Consider the following 22,997-nt stretch of genomic DNA (forward strand, 5'->3'; position numbering starts at 1 on the left):
CTTCAGGAACTCCTGTCGCGTCTGGCAGGAGTCCGATGGTCCGCCTCGTCGGCGATCTGGTCCTCCACGATCGCGCACCAGCGGTGCCACCGCGCCAGGTCGAGGTGCTCGTCCACGTCGCCCACCCCCGCCCTGGCCATGATCTCGTGGTTGTCGGCCGCGGTCTCGTGCGCGTTGACCAGCGCGTGGTGGCCGTGATTGGCGAGCGCCTCGCTGACGGCCAGGTTCACGGCGATCTCTCCCATCGTCCTGGGACGGTCCGGAGACCCGTCCCCCAAGCTGTTTCCGCGGAAGTCGTGGCCCTGCGCATCGTCACTCATAGGTGCTTGAGTGCCCACCTATCCCCAGATCTATCTGGGACCTCCGGCCGGATGCGGGCATCCGGCCGGATCGGAGGCCCGCCCCCGCCGCCTGCGCGGACGGGCGTCGTCTCCTCGCGCGCTGGTGCAGACTGATGGCCATGGACATACCTGCCAGACCGGACGACGCGAAGGCGGGGCCTCCCGTGCCGGACGGGGTGCCCGGAGTCGACGTTCCCGACCGGCGCGGCCGTACCGGCCTCGACCGGGCCGGGCGCGACCTGGACGGCAACCCCCGGGTCCGGGTGCGGGAGGTGGAGCTGCTCTCGTCGAGCTGGTACATCCTGCGCAGGACGACCTTCGACTACCTGCGCACGGACGGGAGCTGGTCCGCCCAGGAGCGCGAGACCTACGACCGGGGCAACGGCGCGACGGTGCTCCTCTACGACGCCGAGCGGGCGACCGTCCTGCTGACCAGGCAGTTCCGTTATCCGGTCTACGTGAACGGCCACCCCGACGGGCTGCTGCTCGAAACCGCCGCCGGCCTGCTCGACGACGACGACCCGGAGACCGCGATCCGGCGGGAGGCCGCCGAGGAGACGGGCTACGACATCGGTGAGGTCCGGCACGTCTTCGACGTCTACATGAGCCCCGGCTCGGTCACCGAGCGCCTCCACTTCTTCGCCGCGCCGTACACCGCGGACCGGCGGACCTCCGAGGGGGGCGGGCTGGCCGACGACGGCGAGGACATCGAGGTGGTGGAGCTGCCCTTCGCGAAGGCTCTCGCCATGATCGGCTCGGGGGAGATCGCCGACGCGAAGACCGTCATGCTGCTGCAGTGGGCGGCGCTGTCCGGTCCGTTCGCCGGCCGAGATAGGTGAGGGGGCCGGGGTCGGCGACCGGGATCTCGTGGAAGCCGAGGCGGTCGTAGAAGGCCCGCGCCGGGGTGTTGGCGGTGACCATGCCGAGGTGCACGGCCGGCACCCCCCTGTCGTGCAGCGCGTCGAGGAAGGCGTTCATCAGCGCGCGGCCGTGGCCCTTGCGCTGGTGGTCCGGGAGCAGGTCGATGTGGAGGTGCGCCGGGTACACGGCCAGCTCGGGGAGGATCATGCGCTCGGGGCGGTACATCAGGTCGATCATCGTCTCGCTCGGAGTCGTGGGCGGTCCGCCGAGCGCCGGAAAGCGCTCTTTCATGAGCGGAAGCCATGACGAGCGGAAGGCCTCGGTGAAGGCGACGGTGTCGGCCGTGCCGAGGACGTAGCCGACCGCGCGGTCTCCGTCGTCGAGGACGAAGGTCAGCTCCGGCTCCAGAAAGGCGTATGGAGCTGCGAAAATGCTCGGCATCAGCTCCAGGTCGGAGTAGATGTGCCGGGAGTCGCCGCCGTCGTGCGCGGTCCGTACGCAGATGTCGTGGAGCGCGGCGCGGTCGTCGGGGCGGTACGGCCGGACAGTGGTCATGCGGGCAATGATGCCCTTTGTGGGAGCGCTCTCACAAGATCTGTGACGGGTGGGCCCTCCGGGGCGGCAGGTTCCGCCTTCCCGCGCCTCACATCGGGGCAATAACCTGCATCGCATGATTGAGGTGGAACTGAGGGGCTGGCGGCCCGACGACGCGCCGGCCCTGATCCGCGCGTTCAGCTCGCCGGACATGGCGCAGCAGGCGGCACGGCCGATCGACACTCCTGAGGCGGCGCTGGAGTGGATGGGGACGTGGGGCTTCCGGGACGACGCCCAGGCGTTCGCCGTGGTGCTGGACGGTCAGGTCGTGGGCAACGTCGCGGTGAGCAACATCGACGCGCACGCCAACGGCTGGGTGTCCTACTGGACGTCACCGCAGGCCAGAGGGCGCGGGGTGGCCGCGGCCGCGGCCCGGAAGCTGGCGGACTGGGCGTTCAGGGAGCGGGGGCTGTTCCGGCTCGAGCTGGGGCACCGGCTCAACAATCCGGCTTCCTGCGCGGTGGCGACCAGAGCGGGGTTCCTGCCCGAGGGGATCGAACGGGCCAAGCTGAGCTACGAAGGCATGCGGTACGACGTGGAACGGCACGCCCGCCTGGCCACCGACTGACCCGCAGTACGGGCCTGTGAAGAGGTCCCCGGGCCTCGGGGAGCGGCGGGCTGTGGCGCCCGAGGCCGCAGGTCCGCGGGCGGGCCGTGGCGCCCGGCGACCCGGGAGCGGCGGGCTGTGGCGCCTGGCGATCCGGGAGCGGTGCCCGGATCCGGAGGCCCGGGAGCGGCGGGCTACAGCGCCTTGAGCCCGGCGAGCACGTCGCGGAGCACGCTCTCCCGGGGGAGCGCGACGTCGTTCACCGGGAGCCGGACGGTGATCAGGCCGGACTCGCGCAGGTCGCCGAGGAGCACCCGGATCACCCCGATCGGCATGCCGGTCTCCGAGGCCATCTCGGCGACCGAGACCGGCAGGCGGCAGGCCTGCATGATCCGCGCGTGTTCGGGCGGCAGATCCTGCGGCGGGGTCCTGATCGCCACCACGATGGCGATCAGGTCGAACCGGGCCCCGGCGGCCCGGGTCCGGCCGCGGGTGAGCGTGTACGGGCGGACGATGGGCCCGGCGTCCTGGTCGAGCCAGCGTTCCGTCATTCCGCCCCGCCTTCCTGTTCCGCACGGCGCCATCCATCGCGGAACGACGTCATCACACTGCTCGGGGCCCGCTCCGACGCCTCAGCCGGCGCGGTCCGCCGTTCGGGTACGGCCTGCCGTACGCGCTTGGGCAGACCGCTGCCGGTGGTGACCCACTCGACCTCGGCCGAGTAGGCGGCCTGGCGGTCGGGCACCGCGACCACCAGCTCGCCGGGCAGGAGCACGATCGCCGTGGTGCCGCCGAAGGGGGAGGGGCGCAGCGAGACGCGGATGCCGTGCCGGGCGGCGAGCTGCGTCACGACGAACAGGCCGAGCCGGTCGCTGTCGGCCAGGTCGAACTCCGGCGGGTCGGCCAGCCGCCGGTTGAGCTGGGCCATCTCGTCCGGGGTGATGCCGAGCCCGCGATCCTCCACCTCGATGGCGTAGCCCCTGGCCACCATCTCGCCCTGGATGCTCACCATGGTGTGCGGGGGCGAGAAGATGGCGGCGTTCTCCACCAGCTCGGCCACGAGGTGGATCACGTCGGTCACGACCGTGCCGACCACCGAGGGGCCCTGTGGCACGTTCACCGTCACGCGCTGGTAGTCCTCGACCTCCTCGACGGCGGCGCGGACCACGTCGTAGATCGTGACCGGCGTCCGCCAGCCCCGGCCGGGGACCGCGCCGGACAGGATGATCAGGCCTTCGGAGTGGCGGCGCATGCGGGTGGTCAGGTGGTCCAGGCCGAACAGGTCGTCGAGGGTCTCCGGGTCGCTGGCCCGCTGTTCCATCGCCTCCAGCATGGAGAGCTGCCGGTGCAGGAGCGACTGGCTGCGCCTGGCCAGGTTCACGAAGACCTTGTTGACGCTCTTGCGCATCTGGGCCTGGCCGGCGGCGGCCTCGACGGCGGTCCGCTGGACGGAGGAGAACGCCTTGCCGACGTTCACGATCTCGGTGGTGGTGCCGTGGTTCAGCTCCTGGGCCTCGGAGCAGACGTCCTCGCCCCGGCGGAGCCGCTCGACGACGTCCGGCAGCCGGCTGTGGGCCAGGTCGAGAGCCGCCTGCTGGAGGCCGACGAGCTCGGTGCCTATCCGGCGGCCGAACCGCACCGAGACGAAGATGGACAGCGCGACGGCGACCAGGCCGAGCCCGGCGGCGACGCCGATCTGGAGCAGGATGCCGGTGGCCAGCGGCCCGGACCGGTCGCTGATGCCCTTGCTGACCTCCCCGCCGAGGTCGTCGAAGGTGTCGGAGACCTTCGCCGCGACCGTCGCCCAGGAGGGGGCGGGTTTGCCCGCCGTGGTGACGGCCTTCTCTATCCGCTCGAACGAGGCGTAGGCGCCGGAGTTCTGCAGGCTCCGGTAGAGCTCCTGGAACTCCTCGTCGAACTGGTTGAAGCCCATGGAGTAGAGCAGCTTGCGGCCGATGGCCAGGTCGTTGAACTTGGCGCGCTCGTCGGTGCTCATGCTGCCCTCGGCCACGGCGCCGGCGATCAGCGCGGCCTGCTGGCTGAGCATCTCCCGGCTCCGGCCCATCAGGACGACGGCGCGGGTCTGGTCGTTCATGTCGATGTCCGAGGACACCCGGATCTTGTCGTAGACCTCGAAGGCGGCCCCGACGATCGCGTTGTAGGCGTCGAGGGTCTGGGTCTGGCCGGCGGTGCGGGTGTCCACCTCGCTCCGGATCTCGGTGAGCCGTTCCATCGAGCTCAGGAGCTTGACCAGGCGGTCCCGCACGGCCGGGGACGTGCCCTCGCGGAGGGCGGGGGCCAGCCGCTCCAGCTCCGTTCGGGCGGTGTTCGTCCGGATCCGCTGGGCGTCGAGTTCGGTGCGCGCGATCGTCGAGCCGCCCAGGACGGACAGGGACAGCAGCCGTTCGTGCTGGATCGCGGTGGTCACCGTCCGGGTGGGGAGGACGCCGCGCTCGTATCCCTCGCTGGCCCGGAGCAGCTCCTGGCCGCTCTGGAAGGTGAGGGTCGCCGCAAATGCCCAAATCGCCACAAGGGAGACAATCGGCACTAGAAGGAGGGTGAAAATTTTGACCCTGATCGAGTGATTGCGGCCGACCATAATACCTCGCACTACAGATATGTGCGGTTAACAGTGGCGAAACCCTAGCAACGAGGATCATCCGCGACCAGAGATGCGGGTGATTCATATCAAGAAAGGATTTGTAGCTTTTGGGTTACTGCGAACCAACACCGCCCGGGGCACGTTCTTCCATGGAGAGGGGGGATGTGCCCATGAAGCAGATCGCGGAACTGATCGGGCTGGAGGCTGACCGCGCGGCCGAGGCGACTCTGGTGCGCGGCGGCGAACTGGAGAGGTCGGGGGCGGTACAGCTCGTCAGGTTCAGCCCGTCACTGGTCACCGCGGAGGTGGACGACGGCGCCGCGTACGTGGAGTTCCGGGTCGTCGACGGGGTCCTGCGCTGGTACTGCACCTGTGCCGAGGGCCGGAGCGGGGCCCTGTGCGCTCACTGCGTGGCCACGGCCCAGTCGGTCAGGAGGAGGACCGGCGGGAAGGCCTCGCCGGGGGGATCGTCGACGGCGGCCTCGGCGAGTACGGCGCGGATCGCCCTGTAAGCCGGGCAGTCGGCGGGCCGGCGGGCCGGCGGGTCGGCGGGTCGGTGGGCCGGTGGATCGACGGTCGGCGGCCCGCGGCATCGAGGGCTCCGAGCCGTCGGCGCGGTGCCAGGCGGCGGGAGGTCGCGCGCTCCCGAGGGTGAGTGGCTGTCGCACGCCCCAAATTTGACTGAATTGTCTAGTTGTCAGACAATCTCGATATGAAGCTCGCCGTCGTGGGAGCCGCCGTGCTCTGGGGCACCGCAGGCACCGCCGGACTGCTCGTCGCCGGAGTCGACCCGATCTCCCTGGCCGCCGCCCGTCTGGTGGTCGGCGGGCTGGTGCTCGCGGTCGCCGTGGGGCCGGCCATCCGATCCCTGCCGCGCCCGGCCCTGCTCCTGCCGGCCGCGGTGGCCGTGGCCGCCTACCAGCTCTGCTTCTTCGCCGCGGTCAGCCGGACCGGCGTGGCCATCGGCACCGTGGTCGCCATCGGCAGCGGCCCGGTCTTCACCGGCCTGCTCTCCTGGGCGCTGGACCGGGTGCGCCCCACCCGGCGCTGGGCCGGGGCGACCGCGGTGGCGATCGCGGGCTGTGCCGTGCTCACCGGCGGGGGCGGCGAGGTGCGGCTGGACGGGGTCCTGATCGCGTTGCTCGGCGGCCTGCTCTACGCGTTCTACGCGGTGACGGCAGCCCGGGTGATCAGCGCGGGAGCCTCCTCCGACGCGGTGATGGGCGCCATGTTCGGCGGGGCCGCGGTCGTGATGCTCCCGGTCCTGCTGTGGACGGGCACCGCCTGGCTCACCGAGCCGCGCGGCCTGCTCACCGCCCTCTACCTCGGCTGCGCCACCACCGCACTGGCCTACATCCTGTACGGCAGGGGCCTGCGCACCACCCCTGTCGCGACCGCCGCCACCCTCGCGCTCGCCGAGCCCGCGGTCGCCGCCCTGCTCGGCGTCGTGGTTCTCGGCGAGCAGCTCACGCTCACCTCGGCCGCGGGGCTGCTGCTGCTCGGCGGGAGCCTGGCCGTGGTGGCCCTTCCCGAACGGTGGTCCGGCCGCCGGGGCCGAGCCGCGGCAATAGAGTCGTCGGCGTGACCATTCCGCTCCGCCCCGTCTCCGCCGTCAGCGCCCTCGCCGACGCCCTGCGCCGCAGGGTCCTCTCCGGAGAGATGGCGCCGGGCACCACGCTGCCGGAACAGGAGCTCTCCGCCCAGTACGGCGTGGCCCGGCCGACCGTCCGGGAGGCGCTGGCCGTGCTCGTGCACGAGGGGCTGCTCAGACGCGAACGGCACCGCAGCGCCCAGGTGGCCGAGGTGACCCTGGCCGATCTGGACGACCTGATGTTCGTGCGGCGCCCGCTGGAGGACCTGATGGCCACCTCCCTGGCCGGGCGGCGGGTGGCGGAGGCGGACGGGGCACTGGCGCGGATGGCCGGGCTGCCCGGCGACGCCCCGTGGTCCGACGTGGTGGCCGAGCACATGGCGCTGCACCAGGCGCTGATCGTCGCGGTGGGCAGTCCCCGGCTGGAGCGGCTCTACGCCACGCTGGCCGCCGAGACCCGCCTCGGCCTGGTACGGCTGCGCGCCGTCTACGCCGACCGGGACGTGCTGGTGGCCGAGCACCGGGACCTGCTCGACGCGATCGGCCGGGGGCCGGCGGAGACGGCGAGACGGGCCGTGGCCGCGCACCTGGATCACGGCTGGGGTATGGACTAGCGGTGCGGGGGCGGGGGGCGGTTACGCGCCTGGATCGCGGCGAGGACATGGAGTAGCGCTGCGGGGGTGGACGGCGGTCAGGTGTCTGGGGCGCGGCGAGGACATGGAGTAGCGCTGCGGGGGCGGGGGGCGGTTACGCGCCTGGATCGCGGCTGGGGCGTGTGGTAGCGGGGCGGGCCGCGTGCCCGCGTCGGTCGCCCGACTTGCACGCTTCTATTGCACCGGACGCCCCGGAGTCGTCACAATCGCGGCCATGCACGGCAATTCAGTGCCGGACTCCTACGTCTATGTCACCGAAGAAGGCGTGACCCGCCACTACGCGGACGGCAGCGTTGACGCCCTCGCGTGGGAGGACGTCGTCGAGGTGCGCGTCGTGGGTGACCCGGACATCCTGTACATACTCCTCGATCGTGACGGTCAGGGGTGCGTGGTCCCCCAGTCGGCCACCGACACTGCTTTCCTCGCCCGTCTCCGCTACCTTCCGGATTTCGACCTCGACCGGCTGGGCGAGGCGGTGGACGCCGCCCGCGACGACTACGTCGTCGTCTGGCGCAGCCCCGAGCCCCCTTCGCCCCTGCCGGATTTCGAGTACGACTAATTCCTCGTCAAGGGACGGATGGAACGGGCAAACCTACATGTTTGGACCGTTCCGTCAAGATGTTCCGTCTGCCCCACTTCGGCCAGTAGTGGACAGGGGGCAGTATTCCCCTGCCAAATCTTGATCACTAGGATTTCCATGGGTATCCACGCTCCTGATGCATTAGAGAAATCTGTCAACCAATGAAACGAGGCGGGCGTCTCGTTATCTGTTAACGCTGGGGCATCTGGGTGGGGTGGGGTATGAGGGTGGGGATACAGGAGCCCGCTGTCGCGCTCCTCGGCAGTTCGGTACGCGCCGCTCCGAGCATCTGGACGCGGTCCTACGCAAGGATTCTGCTGGCCGGGGACCTCGCGTGCGCGGTGGTCGCCTGCGAGGCGGTCCTGGGGGTCCGTCTCTGGTTCGGCGCCTACATCCCGGGGACGGAGGCGCTTCTGGGGCTCGGGCTCGCGCTGGCGTGGCCGTTCTCGCTGGCGGTGGGAGGCGCTTACCGCAAGCGCGCGCACGGTGAGGGAACGGAGGAGTTTCGGGCGGTTTTCGACGGTGGGGTTGGTTTGACGGCCGCTGTCGCGATCGGGGCTTATGCCACACAGACAACCATTGCTCGTAGTTTCGTAATGGCGATGTTCCCTCTCGCCCTCATTCTCACGATCATTTTCCGCTACCGGATGCGCAAGCGGCTCCACCGGCGGCGCTCCTTCGGGGAGTACATGCGCCAGGTGGTCGCCGTCGGGCACCGGGAGTCGGTGCTCGATCTGGTGATGCAGCTCCGGAGACAGCCGCACCACGGCATGACGGTGGTCGCCGCATGCCTGCCGTCGGGTTCGGAGGGCCTGGACATCGACGGGGTCCCGGTCCTCGGCGGCTTCGGCGACGTCCCCGACGTGGTGGCCGAGGTCAACGCCGACACCGTCGCCATACTGGCCTGCCCCGAACTGGACGGCGCGGCACTGCGCCGGCTCGCCTGGGGCCTGGAGGACGCCCGCACCGACCTGTTCGTGGCGCCCGCGCTCATGGACGTGGCGGGCCCGCGCATCAGCATCCGCCCGGTGGCCGGGATGCCGCTGCTCCACGTCGAGCACCCCGAGTTCGACGGCGCCAAGCACCTCGCCAAAAACCTGTTCGACCGGGTCGGCGCGGGTCTGGCCCTGCTGGTGCTGTCCGTTCCCATGCTGGTCATCACCCTGCTGATCCGCGCGACCAGCACGGGCCCGGCACTGTTCCGGCAGGTCAGAGTCGGCAGGGGCGGCCGGGAGTTCGACGTCGTGAAGTTCCGCACCATGGTCAACGACGCGGAACGGCTCAAGACGGACCTCCAGCGGCACAACGAGTTCGACGGCGTGCTCTTCAAGATGAGGAACGATCCACGGATCACCCGCGTGGGCGCCTTCCTCCGCCGTTACTCCCTCGACGAGCTGCCGCAGCTGCTCAACGTGCTCCGCGGGGAGATGTCGCTGGTCGGGCCGCGGCCCCCGCTGCCCGAAGAGGTCAAGCAGTACGGCGAGGACGTGCGCCGCCGCCTGGTCGTCAAGCCCGGCATGACCGGCCTGTGGCAGGTCAGCGGCCGCTCCGACCTGACGTGGGAGGAGTCGGTCCGCCTGGACCTGCGCTACGTCGAGAACTGGTCGCTCTTTCTGGACCTGCAGATCCTCTGGAAAACCTGGAGCGCCGTCACCGGCGGAGAAGGGGCCTACTAGCCGTGAAAGCACTCGTGCTCGCCGGGGGGTCGGGCACTCGGCTGAGGCCGATCACCCACACCTCCGCCAAGCAGCTCGTCCCGGTGGCCAACAAGCCCGTCCTGTTCTACGGGCTTGAGGCCATCGCCGCGGCCGGCATCCGGGAGATCGGGATCGTCGTGGGCGACACGCAGGCCGAGATCGAGGCCGCCGTCGGCGACGGTTCCGCGCTCGGCCTGCAGGTGACCTACATCCGCCAGCACGCCCCGCTCGGGCTCGCCCACGCGGTGCTGATCGCCCGCGACTACCTGGATGACGACGACTTCGTCATGTATCTCGGCGACAACTTCATCCTCGGCGGCATCAACGGCATCGTCGACCGGTTCGTCCACGACCGGCCGTCCGCCCAGATCATGCTCACCCGGGTCGGCGACCCCCGCCAGTTCGGCGTCGCGGAGCTCGACGCCGGGGGCCGCGTGATCGGGCTGGAGGAGAAGCCCGCCGATCCCAAGAGCGACCTGGCCCTCGTCGGCGTCTACCTGTTCACCTCCGCGATCCACGAGGCGGTGGCCGAGCTCAAGCCGTCGTGGCGGGGCGAGCTGGAGATCACCGACGCGATCCAGTGGCTGATCCAGGAGGGGCACGAGGTCGAGTCCACCGTCATATCCGGCTACTGGAAGGACACCGGGAACGTCACCGACATGCTGGAGGTCAACAGGCTGGTCCTGGAGTCCCTGGACGGCCGCGTCGACGGCCGGGTGGACGGCGCCAGCGAGCTGATCGGCAGGGTGGTCGTCGAGCCGGGCGCCGTGGTCGAGCGCTCCCGCATCGTCGGCCCGGCGATCATCGGCGCCGGAGCCCGGGTCCTGGACAGCTACGTCGGCCCCTTCACCTCCATCGCCGCCGACTGCGTGGTCAGCGGCAGCGAGATCGAATACTCGATCGTGCTGCCCCGTTCCTCGATCTCCGGGGTGTCCCGGATCGAGGCCTCGCTCATCGGCCACGACGTCGAGGTCACCCCGGCCCCCAACACCCCCAGAGCCCACCGTCTCGTGCTGGGCGATCACAGCAAGGTTCAGATCAGCTCTTGACATCTTCTCCACGGCTGAAGCCGAGAGATTCCGACCCTCACAGGTTGGAGTTCCTGTTTCACAGCCGATCGCAGGCACTCGGAATGAGTGCCGTGTCTCACACCAGCTCCGCAGGCGTTTCACCTCTCCGCCGGCCCGGCGGCGAGGTCCTCGCGACCGCACAGGCCCGCTTGGTTGTCGCAAGCCCGTGCACGACCATGACCGAAAGGGGGCAGGGGTGTACCGCCCATGGCTGAGGCAAGGGGTCTCCACCCCGGAATACCGATGAAGATCTTGATCATCGGTGGGGCCGGGTTCATCGGCTCCCACTACGTCCGCACGCTCAGCGCGGACGGCGTCGCCGTGACCGTTCTCGACAAGCTCACCTATGCCGGGAACCCGGCGAACCTGGAGGGTGCCGCCCACGAGTTCGTGCACGGCGACATCTGCGACGCCGGGCTCCTGGCCGAGGTGGTGCCCGGCCACGAGGTCGTCGTCAACTTCGCGGCCGAGTCCCACGTGGATCGCTCCATCGACGGCGCCGGGGAGTTCGTGCGGACCAACGTGCTCGGCACGCAGACCCTGATGCAGGCGTGCCTCGACGCGGGCACCCGCCGGGTGGTCCAGGTCTCCACCGACGAGGTCTACGGGTCGATCGACACCGGCTCCTGGAAGGAGGACGCGCCGGTGCGGCCGCGCTCGCCGTACTCCGCCGCCAAGGCGGGCGGTGACATGATCGCCCTCGCCTACGCGGTCACCCACGGCCTGCCGGTCTCCATCACGCGCTGCGGCAACAACTACGGGCCCCACCAGTATCCGGAGAAGGTGATCCCGCTCTTCGTCACCAACCTCCTGCGGGGACGCAAGGTCCCGCTCTACGGCGACGGCGGCAACGTCAGGGACTGGATCCACGTCGACGACCACTGCGCGGGCATCCGGCTCGTGGCCGAGCGGGGCGAGCCGGGCGAGGTCTACCACATCGCCGGTACGGCGGAGCTGACCAACACCGAGCTGACCGCCCGGCTGCTGGCGGCCTGCGGCGCCGGCTGGGACATGGTCGAGCACGTCGAGGACCGCAAGGGACACGACCGCCGCTACTCCCTGGACGACTCCCGGCTGCGCGCTCTCGGCTACCGGCCGAACATCCCGTTCGATCAGGGCCTGGCGGAGACCGTCCGCTGGTACGCCGACAACCCGGACTGGTGGGAGGCCGCCACGGACCGCCGCGGCGGGGACGGCGCGGGCGCGGGGCGTCGGGCCGGGCTCGCGGCCGTGGGCGCCGAGCAGACGGGTGGGACGATCGCATGAGCCGGTGGTTGATCACCGGCGCTTCCGGCATGCTCGCGACCGAGCTGCTGGGCCGCCTGCAGGCCGCGGGGGAGTCCGTCCTCGCCCTGCGCAGGGACGAGCTCGACCTCCGCGACGGGCCCGCCGTACGGCATCTGGTGTCGGCCTGCCGGCCGGACACCGTGGTGAACTGCGCGGCGTGGACGGCGGTGGACGACGCCGAGACCCGCGAGGCCGAGGCGCTCGCCGTCAACGGCCACGGGGTGCGGGCGCTGGCCGAGGCATGCGAGCGCCTCGGCGCGCGGATGATCCAGCCCTCCACGGACTACGTCTTCGACGGGACCGCGCTGGATCCCTACCGGGAGGACGCGCGGACCTGCCCGGTCAACGCCTACGGGCGCACCAAGCTCGCCGGCGAGCACGCCGTGCTGGAGGTGCTGCCCGAGACCGGCTACGTCGTGCGGACCGCCTGGCTGTACGGCGCGACCGGGAAGAACTTCGTCCGGACGATGGCGGAGCTGGAGAGGACCCGGCCGTCCCTGGAGGTCGTCGACGACCAGGTCGGCCCGCCCACCTGGGCCGGCGACCTGGCCGCCGGGATCATCGAGCTGGGCCGCACCGGCCCGCCGCCCGGGGTCTACCACGCCACCGGCTCCGGCCAGACGAGCTGGTACGGCTTCGCGCGGGAGATCTTCAAGCTGGTCGGCGCGGATCCGGACCGGATCACCCCGGTCTCCACCAAGGAGTTCGCGCGTCCCGCGCCGCGGCCGGCCTACAGCGTGCTGGGACACGAGCGCTGGAGCCTGGCGGGACTGCCGCCGATGCGGGACTGGCGAGAGGCGTTGCGGGGATCCGATGTTCTTCTCAGAGACTAGGCGCGGCGAGGTCCGGGCCACGGGTGGCGGGGTCCCGGTCGCGGCCGGCCGCGGCGAGGCCGGCGTAGTAGGCCGCGCATGCGCCGTGGTCCGGCAGCAGGCCCGCGTCCAGGGCCTCCTTGAGGGTGGGGGCGGCGGCGTCCTTGTCCGACAGGAGCGGCTCCACGCCGGCCGGCCAGTCGATCCCCAGGGCCGGGTCGAGCGGGTGGATCCCGTGCTCGCGCCCGGGGGTGAAGGGCCGCGAGCACAGGTAGACGACCGTGGCCTGCTCGCTGAGCGTCAGGAACCCGTGGCCCAGCCCCTCGGCGACGTAGAGTCCGCGCCGGGACTCGTCGTCCAGCAGGACGGTCTCCCAGCGGCCGAAGGTGGGCGAGCCGACACGGATGTCCACGACGACGTCGAGGACGGCCCCGGAGACGCACGTGACGTACTTGGCCTGGCCGGGCGGCACGTCGGCGAAGTGGATGCCGCGCAGGACGCCCCGTCTGGAGACCGAGCAGTTGACCTGGGCGAGGTCCAGCCGGTGGCCGACGGATTCCTCCAGGTCGGCGGCACGGTAGCTCTCCAGGAACGATCCACGGGGATCAGCGTGGATACGCGGCGTATGACACCAGGTTCCGTCGATGCTGAGGGGTTCCATGGGCCGAAGCATGCCACAGCGGAACGGTGTAACACCGCCAAAGGATCGGGCGAAATCCTAGGGTTCGCGCTCGATGGAATGATCTTGATGGAGAACGGTCGAGCCGCGTTCCGCGGCGAGGGAGCGTATTGATGACAACCTGCCGGCTGTGCGGCTCCACGAGCCTCGCCAGCGTCGTCGACCTCGGCGCGACACCGCCCTGTGAGCGGTTCCTCACCGCCGAGCAGCTCGACGAGCCCGAGGTCACCTACCCGCTGCACCTGAGGGTGTGCACCGGCTGCTGGCTGGCGCAGATCCCGCCGCTGATCACGCCGGAGGACACCTTCACCGAGTACGCCTACTTCTCGTCCTACTCGACCTCCTGGGTGGAGCACGCGCGGGAGTACGTGAACGGGGCGGTCGAGCGGCTGGGGCTGGACGAGGGCTCGTTCGTGGTCGAGGTGGCCAGCAACGACGGATACCTGCTGCAGCACGTGGTCGAGCGGGGGATCCGGTGCCTGGGCGTCGAGCCGTCGAAGAACGTCGGCGAGGCGGCCAGGGAGCGGGGCGTGCCGACGGTCACGGCGTTCCTCGGCCCGGAGACCGGCGCCGCGGTGCGTGCGGAGCACGGGCCCGCCGACCTCGTGGCGGCCAACAACGTCTACGCCCACATCCCCGACGTCATCGGCTTCACCAAGGGCCTGCGCGCGCTCGTGGCCGACGACGGGTGGGTCTCCATCGAGGTGCAGCACCTGCTCACCCTGATGGAGCACAACCAGTACGACACGATCTACCACGAGCACTTCCAGTACTACACGGTCGCCTCCGCGCAGCGCGCCCTGGCCTCCGGCGGGCTGTCCCTCGTGGACGTCGAGCTGCTGCCGACCCACGGGGGGTCGATCCGCCTGTGGGCGCGGCCGCAGGAGGCGGCCGGCGAGCCGGGCGAGCGGGTGGACCAGGTGCTCGCCGCGGAGAAGGCCGCGGGCCTGCACGAGCTGGCCGGATACACCGAGTTCGCCGCCCGGGTGGCCGGTGTCCGGCGGGACCTGCTGAGGTTCCTCGTCGAGGCCGCCGAGCAGGGCAGGACGGTGGTCGGCTACGGCGCGCCCGGCAAGGGCAACACGCTGCTCAACCACTGCGGGATCCGCGCGGACCTGCTGCAGTACACGGTGGACCGCAACCCCTACAAGCACGGCAGGTTCACCCCCGGCGCGCGGATCCCGATCCTGCCGCCCGAGCGGATCGCCGAGGACCGGCCCGACTACGTGCTGGTCCTGCCGTGGAACCTCCGCGAGGAGCTCACCGCCCAGCTGTCCTTCGTCCATGCCTGGGGAGGCCGGCTGGTCTTCCCCATCCCCCGTCTGGAGATCGTCGAGGTGAACCCGTGAAGGTCGTGCTCTTCTGCGGCGGGTACGGAACGCGGATGCGCACCGGCACCCCCGGTGACGCGCCCAAGCCCATGCAGCTCGTGGGCCCCCGGCCGCTCATCTGGCATGTGATGCGCTACTACGCGCACTTCGGGCACACGGAGTTCATCCTCTGCCTCGGCTACGGAGCGCACCACATCAAGGACTTCTTCCTGAACTACCAGGAGACCACCTCCAACGACTTCGTCCTGCGCGGCGGCAGGATCGAGCTGCTGTCCGCCGACATCTCCGAGTGGTCGATCTCCTTCGTGCAGACGGGGATCGAGTCACCGATCGGCGAGCGGCTGCGCCGGGTCCGCGACCACCTCGACGGCGAGGAGATGTTCCTGGCCAACTACGCCGACGTGCTCACCGACGCGCCGCTGCCGGAGATCATCGACCGCTTCGCCGCGTCCGACGCGGGAGCCTCCATGATGGTCGTCCCGCCCTCGGACACCTTCCACTGCGTCGAGCTCGGCGAGCACGGGATGGTCGGCGGGATCACGCCGGTCAGCGAGATGCCGCTCTGGGTGAACGGCGGATACTTCGTACTCCGCCAGGAGGTCTTCGACCACATCCCGCCGGGGGGCGACCTCGTCGCGGACGGCTGCGCCGAGCTGGCCAAGCGCGGCCGGATGCTCGCCTACCCCCACCGCGGCTACTGGCGGCCGACCGACACGGTCAAGGAGCGGGTCGCCCTCGACGAGGCGTACTCGCGAGGCGAGCGGCCGTGGGCGCTGTGGGAACGCGGACCGGCGGTGCGGACCGCATGATCGGATTTCGGCCGGCCGGGGCGGACGGGACGACCGGGAACCGGGGGGTGGGGAGCGTCGCGCTGCTCGCCGCCCACTGCGACGACATCGCCATCGGCGCGGGCGGCAGCCTGCTGACCGTCTGCTCGGCACGTCCCGGCCTGCGGGTGGACGCGCTGGTGCTCTCCGGCGGCGGCACCGAGCGGGAGGACGAGGAGCACGCGGCGCTGGCCGCCTTCTGCCCCGGCGCCGACCTGCGGCTCACCGTGCTGAAGCTGCCCGACGGACGGCTGCCCGCGCACTGGGACGAGGCGAAGGCCGCCGTGGAGGAGCTGCGCGCGCGGGCCGACCCCGATCTGCTGTTCGCGCCGCACCCCGGAGACGCCCACCAGGACCACCGGGGTCTGGCACGGCTGGTGCCCACCGCCTTCCGCGACCACCAGGTGCTCGGCTACGAGATCGTCAAGTGGGACGGCGACCTCGGCCGGCCGCAGGTCTACCAGCCGCTCACCCCCGAGGTGGCCGAGGCGAAGGTGACCCTGCTCCAACAGCACTACCCCTCACAACGGCGACGTCCCTGGTACGACCGCGAGGCGTTCCTCGGGCTGGCCCGCATCCGCGGAATCGAGTGCCACGCGCGCTACGCGGAGGCGTTCCACGTCAACAAACTGACCCTCGATCTGGCTGGAGGATGAACCGGATGCGCGTGCTGCTGACCGGGCACCAGGGCTACCTGGGAAGTGTGATGGCCCCGATGCTCGCCGAGGCGGGCCACGAGGTGATCGGCCTGGACTCCGGGCTCTTCGCCGACTGCGTCCTGGGCCCCGTGCCCGACGATCCCCGCGGCCACTCGGTCGACCTGCGGGACGTCACCGCCGCCGAACTGGCGGGGATGGACGCCGTGGTGCACCTCGCCGCGCTGTCCAACGACCCGCTCGGCTCGCTGGCGCCCCAGCTCACCTACGACATCAACCACCACGCCTCGGCGCACCTGGCCCGGCTGGCCCGCGAGGCGGGCGTGCGCCGGTTCCTGTACGCCTCCACCTGCTCGGTCTACGGTGCCTCCGGCGGCGAGGACCTGGTCGACGAGGACGCGCCGCTGCGCCCGGTGACCCCCTACGCCGAGTCCAAGGTCCGGGTCGAGGACGACCTGGCCAAGCTGGCCGACGACGACTTCACCCCGGTGTTCCTGCGCAACGCCACCGCCTTCGGGTTCTCGCCCCGGCCGCGCGCCGACATCGTGCTGAACAACCTCGTCGGGCACGCGCTGCTCACGGGCGAGGTCCGGGTGCTGTCCGACGGCACCCCGTGGCGGCCGCTGGTGCACGCCCAGGACATAGCGCGCGCCTTCGTCCTGGCGCTGGCCGCCCCCCGCGACGCCGTGCACGCCAGGGCGTTCAACGTGGGCACCGAGCAGAACAACGTGACCGTGGCGGAGATCGCCGCCGAGGTCGTCGAGGCGGTGCCCGGTTCCGAACTGGTAATCACCGGTGAGGCCGGGGCGGACCCGCGCTCCTACCGGGTGGACTTCTCCCGCATCCGCGCCGCGCTGCCCGACTACGAGGCGCGCTGGACGGTCAAGGAGGGCGCGGTCGAGCTGGTCGAGGCCTACCGGCGGTTCGGCCTGACCGAGCAGGACTTCCAGCACCGCTTCACCAGGCTCGCGCGGCTGTCGGCCCGGCGTGCCGAGGGCAGCGTCGACGACGCGCTGCGACCGCACGAGGTGGCCGCAGGTGACGATTGAGACCGTGGGGCGTGAGATGCACGCCCTGGTCGAGCGGCTCTACCCGCTGTGCCGGAGCATCACCGGCGACGGGGTGCGCCGCACTCTGGAGATCGTCGGGGAGTCCGTGCCCCTGCAGATCCGTGAGGTGCCGACGGGGACCGAGGTCCTCGACTGGACGGTGCCCAGGGAGTGGAACATCCGTGACGCCTACATCAAGGACGCCTCGGGCGCCCGGGTGGTCGACTTCGCGGAGTCCAACCTCCACGTGGTCGGCTACAGCGTCCCCGTGTCGGCCACCATGTCCCTGGCGGAGCTCCGCGGCCACCTGCACACCCTGCCCGACCAGCCCGACCTGATCCCCTACCGGACCAGCTACTACGCGGAGACCTGGGGGTTCTGCCTGCGGGAGAGCACCCTGGCCGGCCTCCCGGAGGGCGACTACGAGGTCCGGATCGACTCGACCCTGGCCGACGGCCACCTGACCTACGGCGAGCACGTGGTGCCCGGCCGGGTCTCCGACGAGGTGCTCGTCTCCTGCCACGTGTGCCACCCCTCGCTGGCCAACGACAACCTGGCGGGCATCGCCGTGGCGACCAGGCTCGCGCGGCGGCTGGCCGAGTCCGACCCGTGGTACACCTACCGCTTCCTGTTCATGCCCGGCACGATCGGCGCGATCACCTGGCTGGCGCGTAATCAGGAGCGTGTCGGAAGGGTCAAGCACGGCCTCGTGCTGGCCTGCGCGGGAGACAGCGGCGCGCTGACCTACAAGCGCAGCCGGCGCGGGGACGCGGAGATCGACCGGGTGGTGCGGCACGTCCTGCGGACCTCGGGGCGCGACCACGAGATCGTGGACTTCTCCCCGTACGGCTACGACGAGCGCCAGTTCTGCTCGCCCGGATTCGACATGCCGGTCGGCTCCCTGACCCGCACGCCGTACGCCGGCTACCCGGAGTACCACACCTCGGCGGACAACCCGGACTTCGTCTCGCCCGAGGCGATGACGGACACCCTGGAGACCTGCTGGGAGATCACGCAGGTGCTGGAGCGCAACCACCGCTACCTCAACCTCAGCCCGTACGGCGAGCCGCAGCTCGGCAGACGGGGCCTGTACGGCTCGCTGGGTGGACGCAGCGACACCAAGCAGGCGCAGATGGCGATGTTGTGGGTGCTGAACCTCTCCGACGGAGAGCACAGCCTGCTGGACATCGCGGAACGGTCCGACCTGCCCTTCGCCACCGTGGCGGATGCGGCACAAGCCCTGCGTGGTGCGGGACTCGTCAAGGAGAAGGGGAAATGACGCAGGTTCAGACCGTCATGGGTTCCGGGGTGCTCAACCTCCGGGTCGGTGAGGTGGTGGAAGTCCTCAGCGAGGCCGAGATCATGGCCACCCTGGACGAGAGGGGCGAGCTGGACGAGCTGCCCTTCATGCCGGAGATGCTCGCCTTCTGCGGGCGCCGGCTCACGGTGCACAAGGTGGCCTACAAGCTCTGCGACACGATCAGCCGTACCGGCATGCGGCGGATGGAACGTGCCGTGCACCTGACCGGGGCGCGCTGCGGCGGGCAGGCGCACGGCGGCTGCCAGACGGCCTGCCTGATGTACTGGAAAGAAGCCTGGCTCAAGCGGGTGGACCCCGGCGCCCCCGGCACGCCCGGCCCGGCGGCCTCCGGCGGCCGGGAGACCGCGGCGCCCGAGGGGGCGGGCGGCCTCGCGGCGGGACGCCGTCTCCTGCCGATCCTGGAGGTCGCCGCCAGGAAGGAGCCCGGCCCGGAGGGGGAGGAGCGCTTCTCCTGCCAGGCCACCGAGCTGCTGCGGGCCGCGCCCACCTGCCTGCCGCTCAAGGACCTCCGGCAGTACGTCATGGACGTGCGCACCGGCAACGCGGGCACGTTCTTCGCGCTCCGCGCCCTTCTCGTCGGACTTTTCAACCGCTTTCAGGACCGGAGCGGGCGGGTGCTGCCAAGCTGGCTGCAGATCAAGGGAGGCCTCAGGTGGGGCTTCGTCAAGGGCCGTCTCGTCGGCGCGACGCCGAGCGTCACCCTCGACCTCCAGCCGGGAGAGCTCGTCCGGATCAAGTCCAAGGAGGAGATCGTCGCCACCCTCAACCAGGACCTGCTCAATCGCGGGATGGGGTTCGAGGAGGAGATGTCGCGTTACTGCGGGCAGACGGCACGGGTGCTCTCGCGCGTCGATCGGTGCATCGACGAGAAGAGCGGCCGGATGCTCCAGATGAAGACCCCCTGCATCGTCCTGGAGGGCGTCGTCTGCGCGGGTGCGTACACCGTCAGCTGCCCGCGGGAGTTCATCCCGTTCTGGCGAGAGATCTGGCTGGAACGGATCGAGGAACCCGCCTGACCGGATCAAGGCACTGACTGCGGCGGTGCCGGTCCGGCGGGTGAACTGTGAAAGGTAAGAGATGGAAGACAGACAGGGCGCGGAGCCGGCAAGGGCCGACGCGGAGCCCGCGGCGCCGGGCGCGGCCACCTCCCAGGTCGGGGAGATCGGCCGCCAGGCCGGCCGCGGGCTGCGCTGGAGCCTGCTGGGCAACCTGGTGATGAAGGTCGGCTCGTTCGGCATGAGCCTGGTCCTCGCCCGCCTGCTGGTACCGGAGGACTTCGGCGTCTTCGCCATCGCGCTGGCGGCGAGTCAGATGGTCATCCACATCAACGACGCCGGCATCATCGCGGCGACCGTGCAGTGGCGGGGCAGGCTTGAGGAGATGGCGCCCACGGCGACGGTCGTGGCCATCGTGTCCAGCGGCCTCCTGTACGGGATCTTCTGGATGATCGCGCCGTACTTCGCGCAGCTGTCCGGCAGCGAGGAGGCCACCTGGGTGATCCGGGTGCTCGCGGCCACCAACGTCGTCTACGGCCTGACCGCCGTGCGCAGCGCGGCGCTGCTGCGCAGGTTCGAGCAGGACAAGCTCACCAAGGCCAACCTGGTGGGCTTCCTGGTCAACGCCACGGTCTCCATCTCGCTCGCCGCCGGCGGCGCCGGGGCCTTCAGCTTCGCCTGGGGCCAGCTCGCGGGCGCCTCGGTCACCGGGGTGCTGGTGGTCGCCTTCGCGCGGCTGCGGATCCGGTTCGGCCTCGACCGCGCGGTCGCCAGGCGGCTGCTGGTCTTCGGGCTCCCGCTGTGCGTGAGCCTCGGCATCGAGGGCGTGCTGCTCAACGCCGACTCCGTCATCGTCGGCAACGCCCTCGGGCCCACCCTGCTCGGCCTCTACCTGCTCGCGTTCAACATCTCCAGCTGGGTGCCCGGCCTGATCGGCACGGCCGTGCGCTACGTCGCCCTGCCCAGCTTCTCGCGGCTGGCGGAGGAGGATCCGAAGTCTCTGTCGCTGGGCGTGCAGCGGGCGGTCCCGCTGCTGCTGTCCATCGTGCTGCCGATCGCGGTGGTGATGGGCACGCTCGCCCCCGCGCTGGTGGTCTTCCTGTACGGCGAGCGCTGGGCGCCCTCCGCCGAGGTGCTGCGTTTCCTGGCGATCGTGATGACCGTGCGGATGCTGACCGCCCTGGCGTTCGACGTCCTGGCCTCTCTCGGCGCCACCAAGGCCACCGTCTGGCTCAACCTGGGCTGGGCGGTGGTGCTGGTGCCCGCGCTGATGACCGGTGCCCGCGTGGACGGCATCCGGGGCGCGGCGATCGGGCACGCGGTGGTCGCCGTCCTGGTCGCGCTGCCGCTGGCGACGCTCGCCCTGCACAGGGCCGGAGTGGTCCTCGCCCCGATCGCCCCCGCCCTGGTGCGCCCGCTGCTCGGCGGCGTGCTCGCGGCGGCCGTCATGACGTGGCTGGCCCAGGTCGTCCACGGCGTCCCGCTGGTCCAACTGTGCGTGGCGGGCGGTACGGGACTGCTCGCCTTCATCCTCGTCGTCGTGCCGCAGGCCGTGCTCAGGCAGCTGGGCGGCAGGGTGACCGAGCTGATCCCCGCACGCTCCCGCTGACTGGAGAGGGAAACCGGATGCTTGGAACCGACACGCTGGTGTCCGTCGGGCTGCCCGTACGCAACGGCGCCGCGAGGCTGGAGGGCGTGGCCAGGTCGGTGCTGGCGCAGGACCACGAGAACATCGAGCTGGTGATCTGCGACAACGCCTCCACCGACGACACCGAGGAGTTCTGCCGGGAGCTGGCGCGGTCCGACAGCCGGATCACCTACCACCGGCAGCCGGAGAACGTGGGGCTGCTCAACAACTTCATCCACGCGGGACGGATCGCCCGGGGGACGTTCTTCCGCTGGGTCGGTGACGACGACTGGCTGGCCCCCGAGTGCGTCTCCCGGTCCCTGCGCGCCTTCGCCGAGGACGAACGGCTCATCCTGGTCACCACGCAGGTGTCCTACTCCGACCCCGACGGGATGGCCCGGACCGGCGTCTACGAGGGCACGGGACTGCTGTCCGACGACCCGGTCGAGCGGTTCGCCGAGATGCTGCGCATGCTCAACGAGAGTCACCTGCTGATCGACCCCCTGTACGGCCTGATGCGCCGCGCCTCCGTGGTCGGCATTCCCCGGCGCAACATGCTCCGCGAGGACGAGGTGTTCGCGGCGAAGCTCGCGCTGGCCGGGCCGTGGGGCCACGTGCCCGAGGTCCTGGCCCGCCGCAACTGGAAGCACGAGCGCATCGGGGCGGTCGGGCGCCGCCTCGGCGTGCCCGCCTGGCAGGCGCGCTTCTCCTCGACCCTGCAGTACCGCGAGATCCTGCGCTGGCTGCGCGAGGCCGACCTCACCGGGGAGCAGCGCGGCCGCGCGCGTGCCGCCGCGCACCGGATGTACGCCCGCCGCCAGTGGCGGACGGTGTCCCACCGCGGCCGCAAGCTCGCGCGGCTGGGCACCGGGCTGATCCTGCCCGGCCGGTCCTCCGGGCGCTCGGCGGCCGGAAGCTGATCATGAATCACCGCGTGCGCACGAGCCGCACCCGTCGCGAACAAGGAGAGCGTTCAGGATGACCACCGTCTTTTCCAACAGCGTGGTGGACGACGACACCCGGCGCGGCCTGCTCTACGAGGGGAAGGTGTTCACCTACTCCGCGACGCCGGCCTCCAAGGAGCTCATCGGCCTCGCCCAGCAGCTGATCGCCGAGGCGTTCGGCGACCACGACCCGCAGACCGCCCAGTTCGACATGCCGGTCGAGGAGTTCGCGGCCCTGCTCGCCGGCCTCAAGCCGAGGTTCATCCACCACCCCCGGTGCAAGGAGCTGCTGCCGGCCGTGCTGGAGGAGCTCGGCTGCTCGCTCGACCGGACCTACTTCGACGTCCCCCGGCTGCGCACCTCCACCTCCAACGACTACCTCACCTCCGGCATCTCCTACGCCTTCCACCCGCACCGCGACTGCTGGTACTCCGCCCCGTTCAACCAGCTCAACTGGTGGATCCCGATCTACCCGGTGGTGCCGGAGAACGTGATGGCCTTCCACCCCCGGTACTTCGACCGTCCCGTGCGCAACGGAAGCGCGCGCTACGACTACGCCGAGTGGAACCGGACCAGCCGGCTCAGCGCGGCCCAGCACGTGCGCAGCGACACCAGGGAGCAGCCCAGGCCCGAGGAGCCGGTCGAGCTCGATCCGCAGGTGCGGGTGGTGCCCGAGCCGGGCGGGGTGATGCTGTTCTCCGGCGCGCAGCTGCACTCGACGGTCCCCAACACCTCGGGCAGGACCCGCTTCAGCATCGACTTCCGGACCGTGAACATCGACGACGTGCGCGCGCGCCGGGGCGCGGCGAACGTGGACGCGGCGTGCACGGGCACGACCCTGCGCGACTTCGTGCGCTGCTCCGACCTCGACCCGATGCCGGAGCAGCTGGCGCTGGAGTACGAGGCCGAGGCGCTGGCCCGGGTGGGGTGACG

Annotated in this window: 24 protein-coding genes; 19 read left to right on the forward strand and 5 right to left on the reverse strand. The window is 71.0% G+C overall.

Annotated features, from left to right (window positions below):
- Nucleotides 1-2: 2 nt before the first annotated feature.
- A complete protein-coding gene (locus tag SROS_RS02930) occupies nt 3-320 on the reverse strand; it encodes a hypothetical protein (RefSeq protein WP_148268929.1) in 318 nt (105 codons plus the stop codon).
- Nucleotides 321-460: 140 nt separating this feature from the next.
- Here SROS_RS02930 and SROS_RS02935 point away from each other — a divergent pair, with 140 nt between their 5' ends.
- Complete coding sequence (locus tag SROS_RS02935; protein WP_081453019.1) at nt 461-1,180, forward strand: NUDIX domain-containing protein; 720 nt, start codon at nt 461-463, stop codon at nt 1,178-1,180.
- Here the strand turns inward: SROS_RS02935 and SROS_RS02940 are convergent.
- On the reverse strand, nt 1,125-1,757 hold the full coding sequence (locus SROS_RS02940; RefSeq protein WP_012887391.1) for a GNAT family N-acetyltransferase: 633 nt from the start codon (nt 1,755-1,757) through the stop codon (nt 1,125-1,127). The two genes, SROS_RS02935 and SROS_RS02940, sit on opposite strands and share 56 nt — an antisense overlap.
- A gap of 115 nt (nt 1,758-1,872) precedes the next feature.
- Here SROS_RS02940 and SROS_RS02945 point away from each other — a divergent pair, with 115 nt between their 5' ends.
- The gene (locus SROS_RS02945) at nt 1,873-2,364 is read left to right on the forward strand and encodes a GNAT family N-acetyltransferase (RefSeq protein WP_012887392.1); all 492 of its coding nucleotides are present in this window, start codon (nt 1,873-1,875) and stop codon (nt 2,362-2,364) included.
- 173 nt (nt 2,365-2,537) lie between these two features.
- Here SROS_RS02945 and SROS_RS02950 read toward each other — a convergent pair whose 3' ends face one another.
- Both SROS_RS02950 and SROS_RS02955 read right to left on the reverse strand, forming a co-directional pair.
- Entirely contained in the window at nt 2,538-2,894 is a 357-nt protein-coding gene (locus SROS_RS02950) for a DUF742 domain-containing protein (protein WP_012887393.1), read from the reverse strand.
- On the reverse strand, nt 2,891-4,873 hold the full coding sequence (locus SROS_RS02955) for a sensor histidine kinase (RefSeq protein WP_052316854.1): 1,983 nt from the start codon (nt 4,871-4,873) through the stop codon (nt 2,891-2,893). Before SROS_RS02955 ends, SROS_RS02950 begins: the two co-directional genes overlap by 4 nt.
- Nucleotides 4,874-5,115: 242 nt before the next feature.
- Here SROS_RS02955 and SROS_RS02960 point away from each other — a divergent pair, with 242 nt between their 5' ends.
- The 8 genes from SROS_RS02960 (at nt 5,116) to rfbD (ending at nt 12,656) form a co-directional block, all read left to right on the forward strand.
- Complete coding sequence (locus tag SROS_RS02960; RefSeq protein ID WP_012887395.1) at nt 5,116-5,457, forward strand: hypothetical protein; 342 nt, start codon at nt 5,116-5,118, stop codon at nt 5,455-5,457.
- Between the two features lie 200 nt (nt 5,458-5,657).
- Nucleotides 5,658-6,530: a DMT family transporter gene (locus tag SROS_RS02965; RefSeq protein ID WP_012887396.1), complete on the forward strand. Its 873-nt coding sequence runs from the start codon at nt 5,658-5,660 to the stop codon at nt 6,528-6,530.
- Nucleotides 6,527-7,150, forward strand: coding sequence for a GntR family transcriptional regulator (locus tag SROS_RS02970; protein ID WP_012887397.1), 624 nt, complete (start codon nt 6,527-6,529; stop codon nt 7,148-7,150). Before SROS_RS02965 ends, SROS_RS02970 begins: the two co-directional genes overlap by 4 nt.
- Nucleotides 7,151-7,403: 253 nt before the next feature.
- Nucleotides 7,404-7,748 (forward strand): hypothetical protein, encoded by a 345-nt coding sequence (locus SROS_RS02975; RefSeq protein WP_012887398.1) that lies wholly within the window; start codon nt 7,404-7,406, stop codon nt 7,746-7,748.
- 242 nt (nt 7,749-7,990) lie between these two features.
- The gene (locus SROS_RS02980) at nt 7,991-9,445 is read left to right on the forward strand and encodes a sugar transferase (protein WP_012887399.1); all 1,455 of its coding nucleotides are present in this window, start codon (nt 7,991-7,993) and stop codon (nt 9,443-9,445) included.
- Between the two features lie 2 nt (nt 9,446-9,447).
- A complete protein-coding gene (locus SROS_RS02985) occupies nt 9,448-10,515 on the forward strand; it encodes a glucose-1-phosphate thymidylyltransferase (RefSeq protein ID WP_012887400.1) in 1,068 nt (355 codons plus the stop codon).
- 264 nt (nt 10,516-10,779) lie between these two features.
- Nucleotides 10,780-11,802: a dTDP-glucose 4,6-dehydratase gene (gene rfbB / locus SROS_RS02990; RefSeq protein ID WP_012887401.1), complete on the forward strand. Its 1,023-nt coding sequence runs from the start codon at nt 10,780-10,782 to the stop codon at nt 11,800-11,802.
- A complete protein-coding gene (gene rfbD, locus SROS_RS02995) occupies nt 11,799-12,656 on the forward strand; it encodes a dTDP-4-dehydrorhamnose reductase (protein WP_012887402.1) in 858 nt (285 codons plus the stop codon). The genes rfbB and rfbD overlap by 4 nt, the downstream gene beginning before the upstream one ends.
- Here rfbD and rfbC read toward each other — a convergent pair.
- The gene (gene rfbC, locus SROS_RS03000) at nt 12,646-13,296 is read right to left on the reverse strand and encodes a dTDP-4-dehydrorhamnose 3,5-epimerase (protein ID WP_012887403.1); all 651 of its coding nucleotides are present in this window, start codon (nt 13,294-13,296) and stop codon (nt 12,646-12,648) included. The two genes, rfbD and rfbC, sit on opposite strands and share 11 nt — an antisense overlap.
- 131 nt (nt 13,297-13,427) lie before the next feature.
- On the opposite strand from rfbC, the gene SROS_RS03005 reads away from it, so the two are divergent.
- The 9 genes from SROS_RS03005 (at nt 13,428) to SROS_RS03045 (ending at nt 22,995) form a co-directional block, all read left to right on the forward strand.
- Nucleotides 13,428-14,663: a class I SAM-dependent methyltransferase gene (locus SROS_RS03005; protein WP_012887404.1), complete on the forward strand. Its 1,236-nt coding sequence runs from the start codon at nt 13,428-13,430 to the stop codon at nt 14,661-14,663.
- Nucleotides 14,660-15,454, forward strand: a complete 795-nt coding sequence (locus SROS_RS03010) for a sugar phosphate nucleotidyltransferase (RefSeq protein ID WP_012887405.1) — start codon at nt 14,660-14,662, stop codon at nt 15,452-15,454. The genes SROS_RS03005 and SROS_RS03010 overlap by 4 nt, the downstream gene beginning before the upstream one ends.
- Entirely contained in the window at nt 15,451-16,128 is a 678-nt protein-coding gene (locus SROS_RS03015) for a PIG-L deacetylase family protein (protein WP_012887406.1), read from the forward strand. Before SROS_RS03010 ends, SROS_RS03015 begins: the two co-directional genes overlap by 4 nt.
- Before the next feature lie 5 nt (nt 16,129-16,133).
- Nucleotides 16,134-17,177: an NAD-dependent epimerase/dehydratase family protein gene (locus tag SROS_RS03020; RefSeq protein ID WP_012887407.1), complete on the forward strand. Its 1,044-nt coding sequence runs from the start codon at nt 16,134-16,136 to the stop codon at nt 17,175-17,177.
- Nucleotides 17,167-18,456 (forward strand): DUF4910 domain-containing protein, encoded by a 1,290-nt coding sequence (locus SROS_RS03025; RefSeq protein WP_012887408.1) that lies wholly within the window; start codon nt 17,167-17,169, stop codon nt 18,454-18,456. Before SROS_RS03020 ends, SROS_RS03025 begins: the two co-directional genes overlap by 11 nt.
- Nucleotides 18,453-19,514 carry a hypothetical protein gene (locus tag SROS_RS03030; protein WP_012887409.1) on the forward strand — a complete coding sequence of 354 codons (1,062 nt, stop codon included), beginning with the start codon at nt 18,453-18,455 and terminating at the stop codon, nt 19,512-19,514. The genes SROS_RS03025 and SROS_RS03030 overlap by 4 nt, the downstream gene beginning before the upstream one ends.
- 61 nt (nt 19,515-19,575) lie before the next feature.
- Complete coding sequence (locus SROS_RS03035; RefSeq protein ID WP_012887410.1) at nt 19,576-21,102, forward strand: lipopolysaccharide biosynthesis protein; 1,527 nt, start codon at nt 19,576-19,578, stop codon at nt 21,100-21,102.
- Between the two features lie 17 nt (nt 21,103-21,119).
- Nucleotides 21,120-22,040 carry a glycosyltransferase family 2 protein gene (locus SROS_RS03040; RefSeq protein WP_012887411.1) on the forward strand — a complete coding sequence of 307 codons (921 nt, stop codon included), beginning with the start codon at nt 21,120-21,122 and terminating at the stop codon, nt 22,038-22,040.
- A 58-nt stretch (nt 22,041-22,098) separates the two neighbouring features.
- A complete protein-coding gene (locus tag SROS_RS03045; protein WP_012887412.1) occupies nt 22,099-22,995 on the forward strand; it encodes a phytanoyl-CoA dioxygenase family protein in 897 nt (298 codons plus the stop codon).
- Nucleotides 22,996-22,997 lie beyond the last annotated feature (2 nt).

Source organism: Streptosporangium roseum DSM 43021, assembly GCF_000024865.1.
GTDB classification, from domain to species: domain Bacteria; phylum Actinomycetota; class Actinomycetes; order Streptosporangiales; family Streptosporangiaceae; genus Streptosporangium; species Streptosporangium roseum.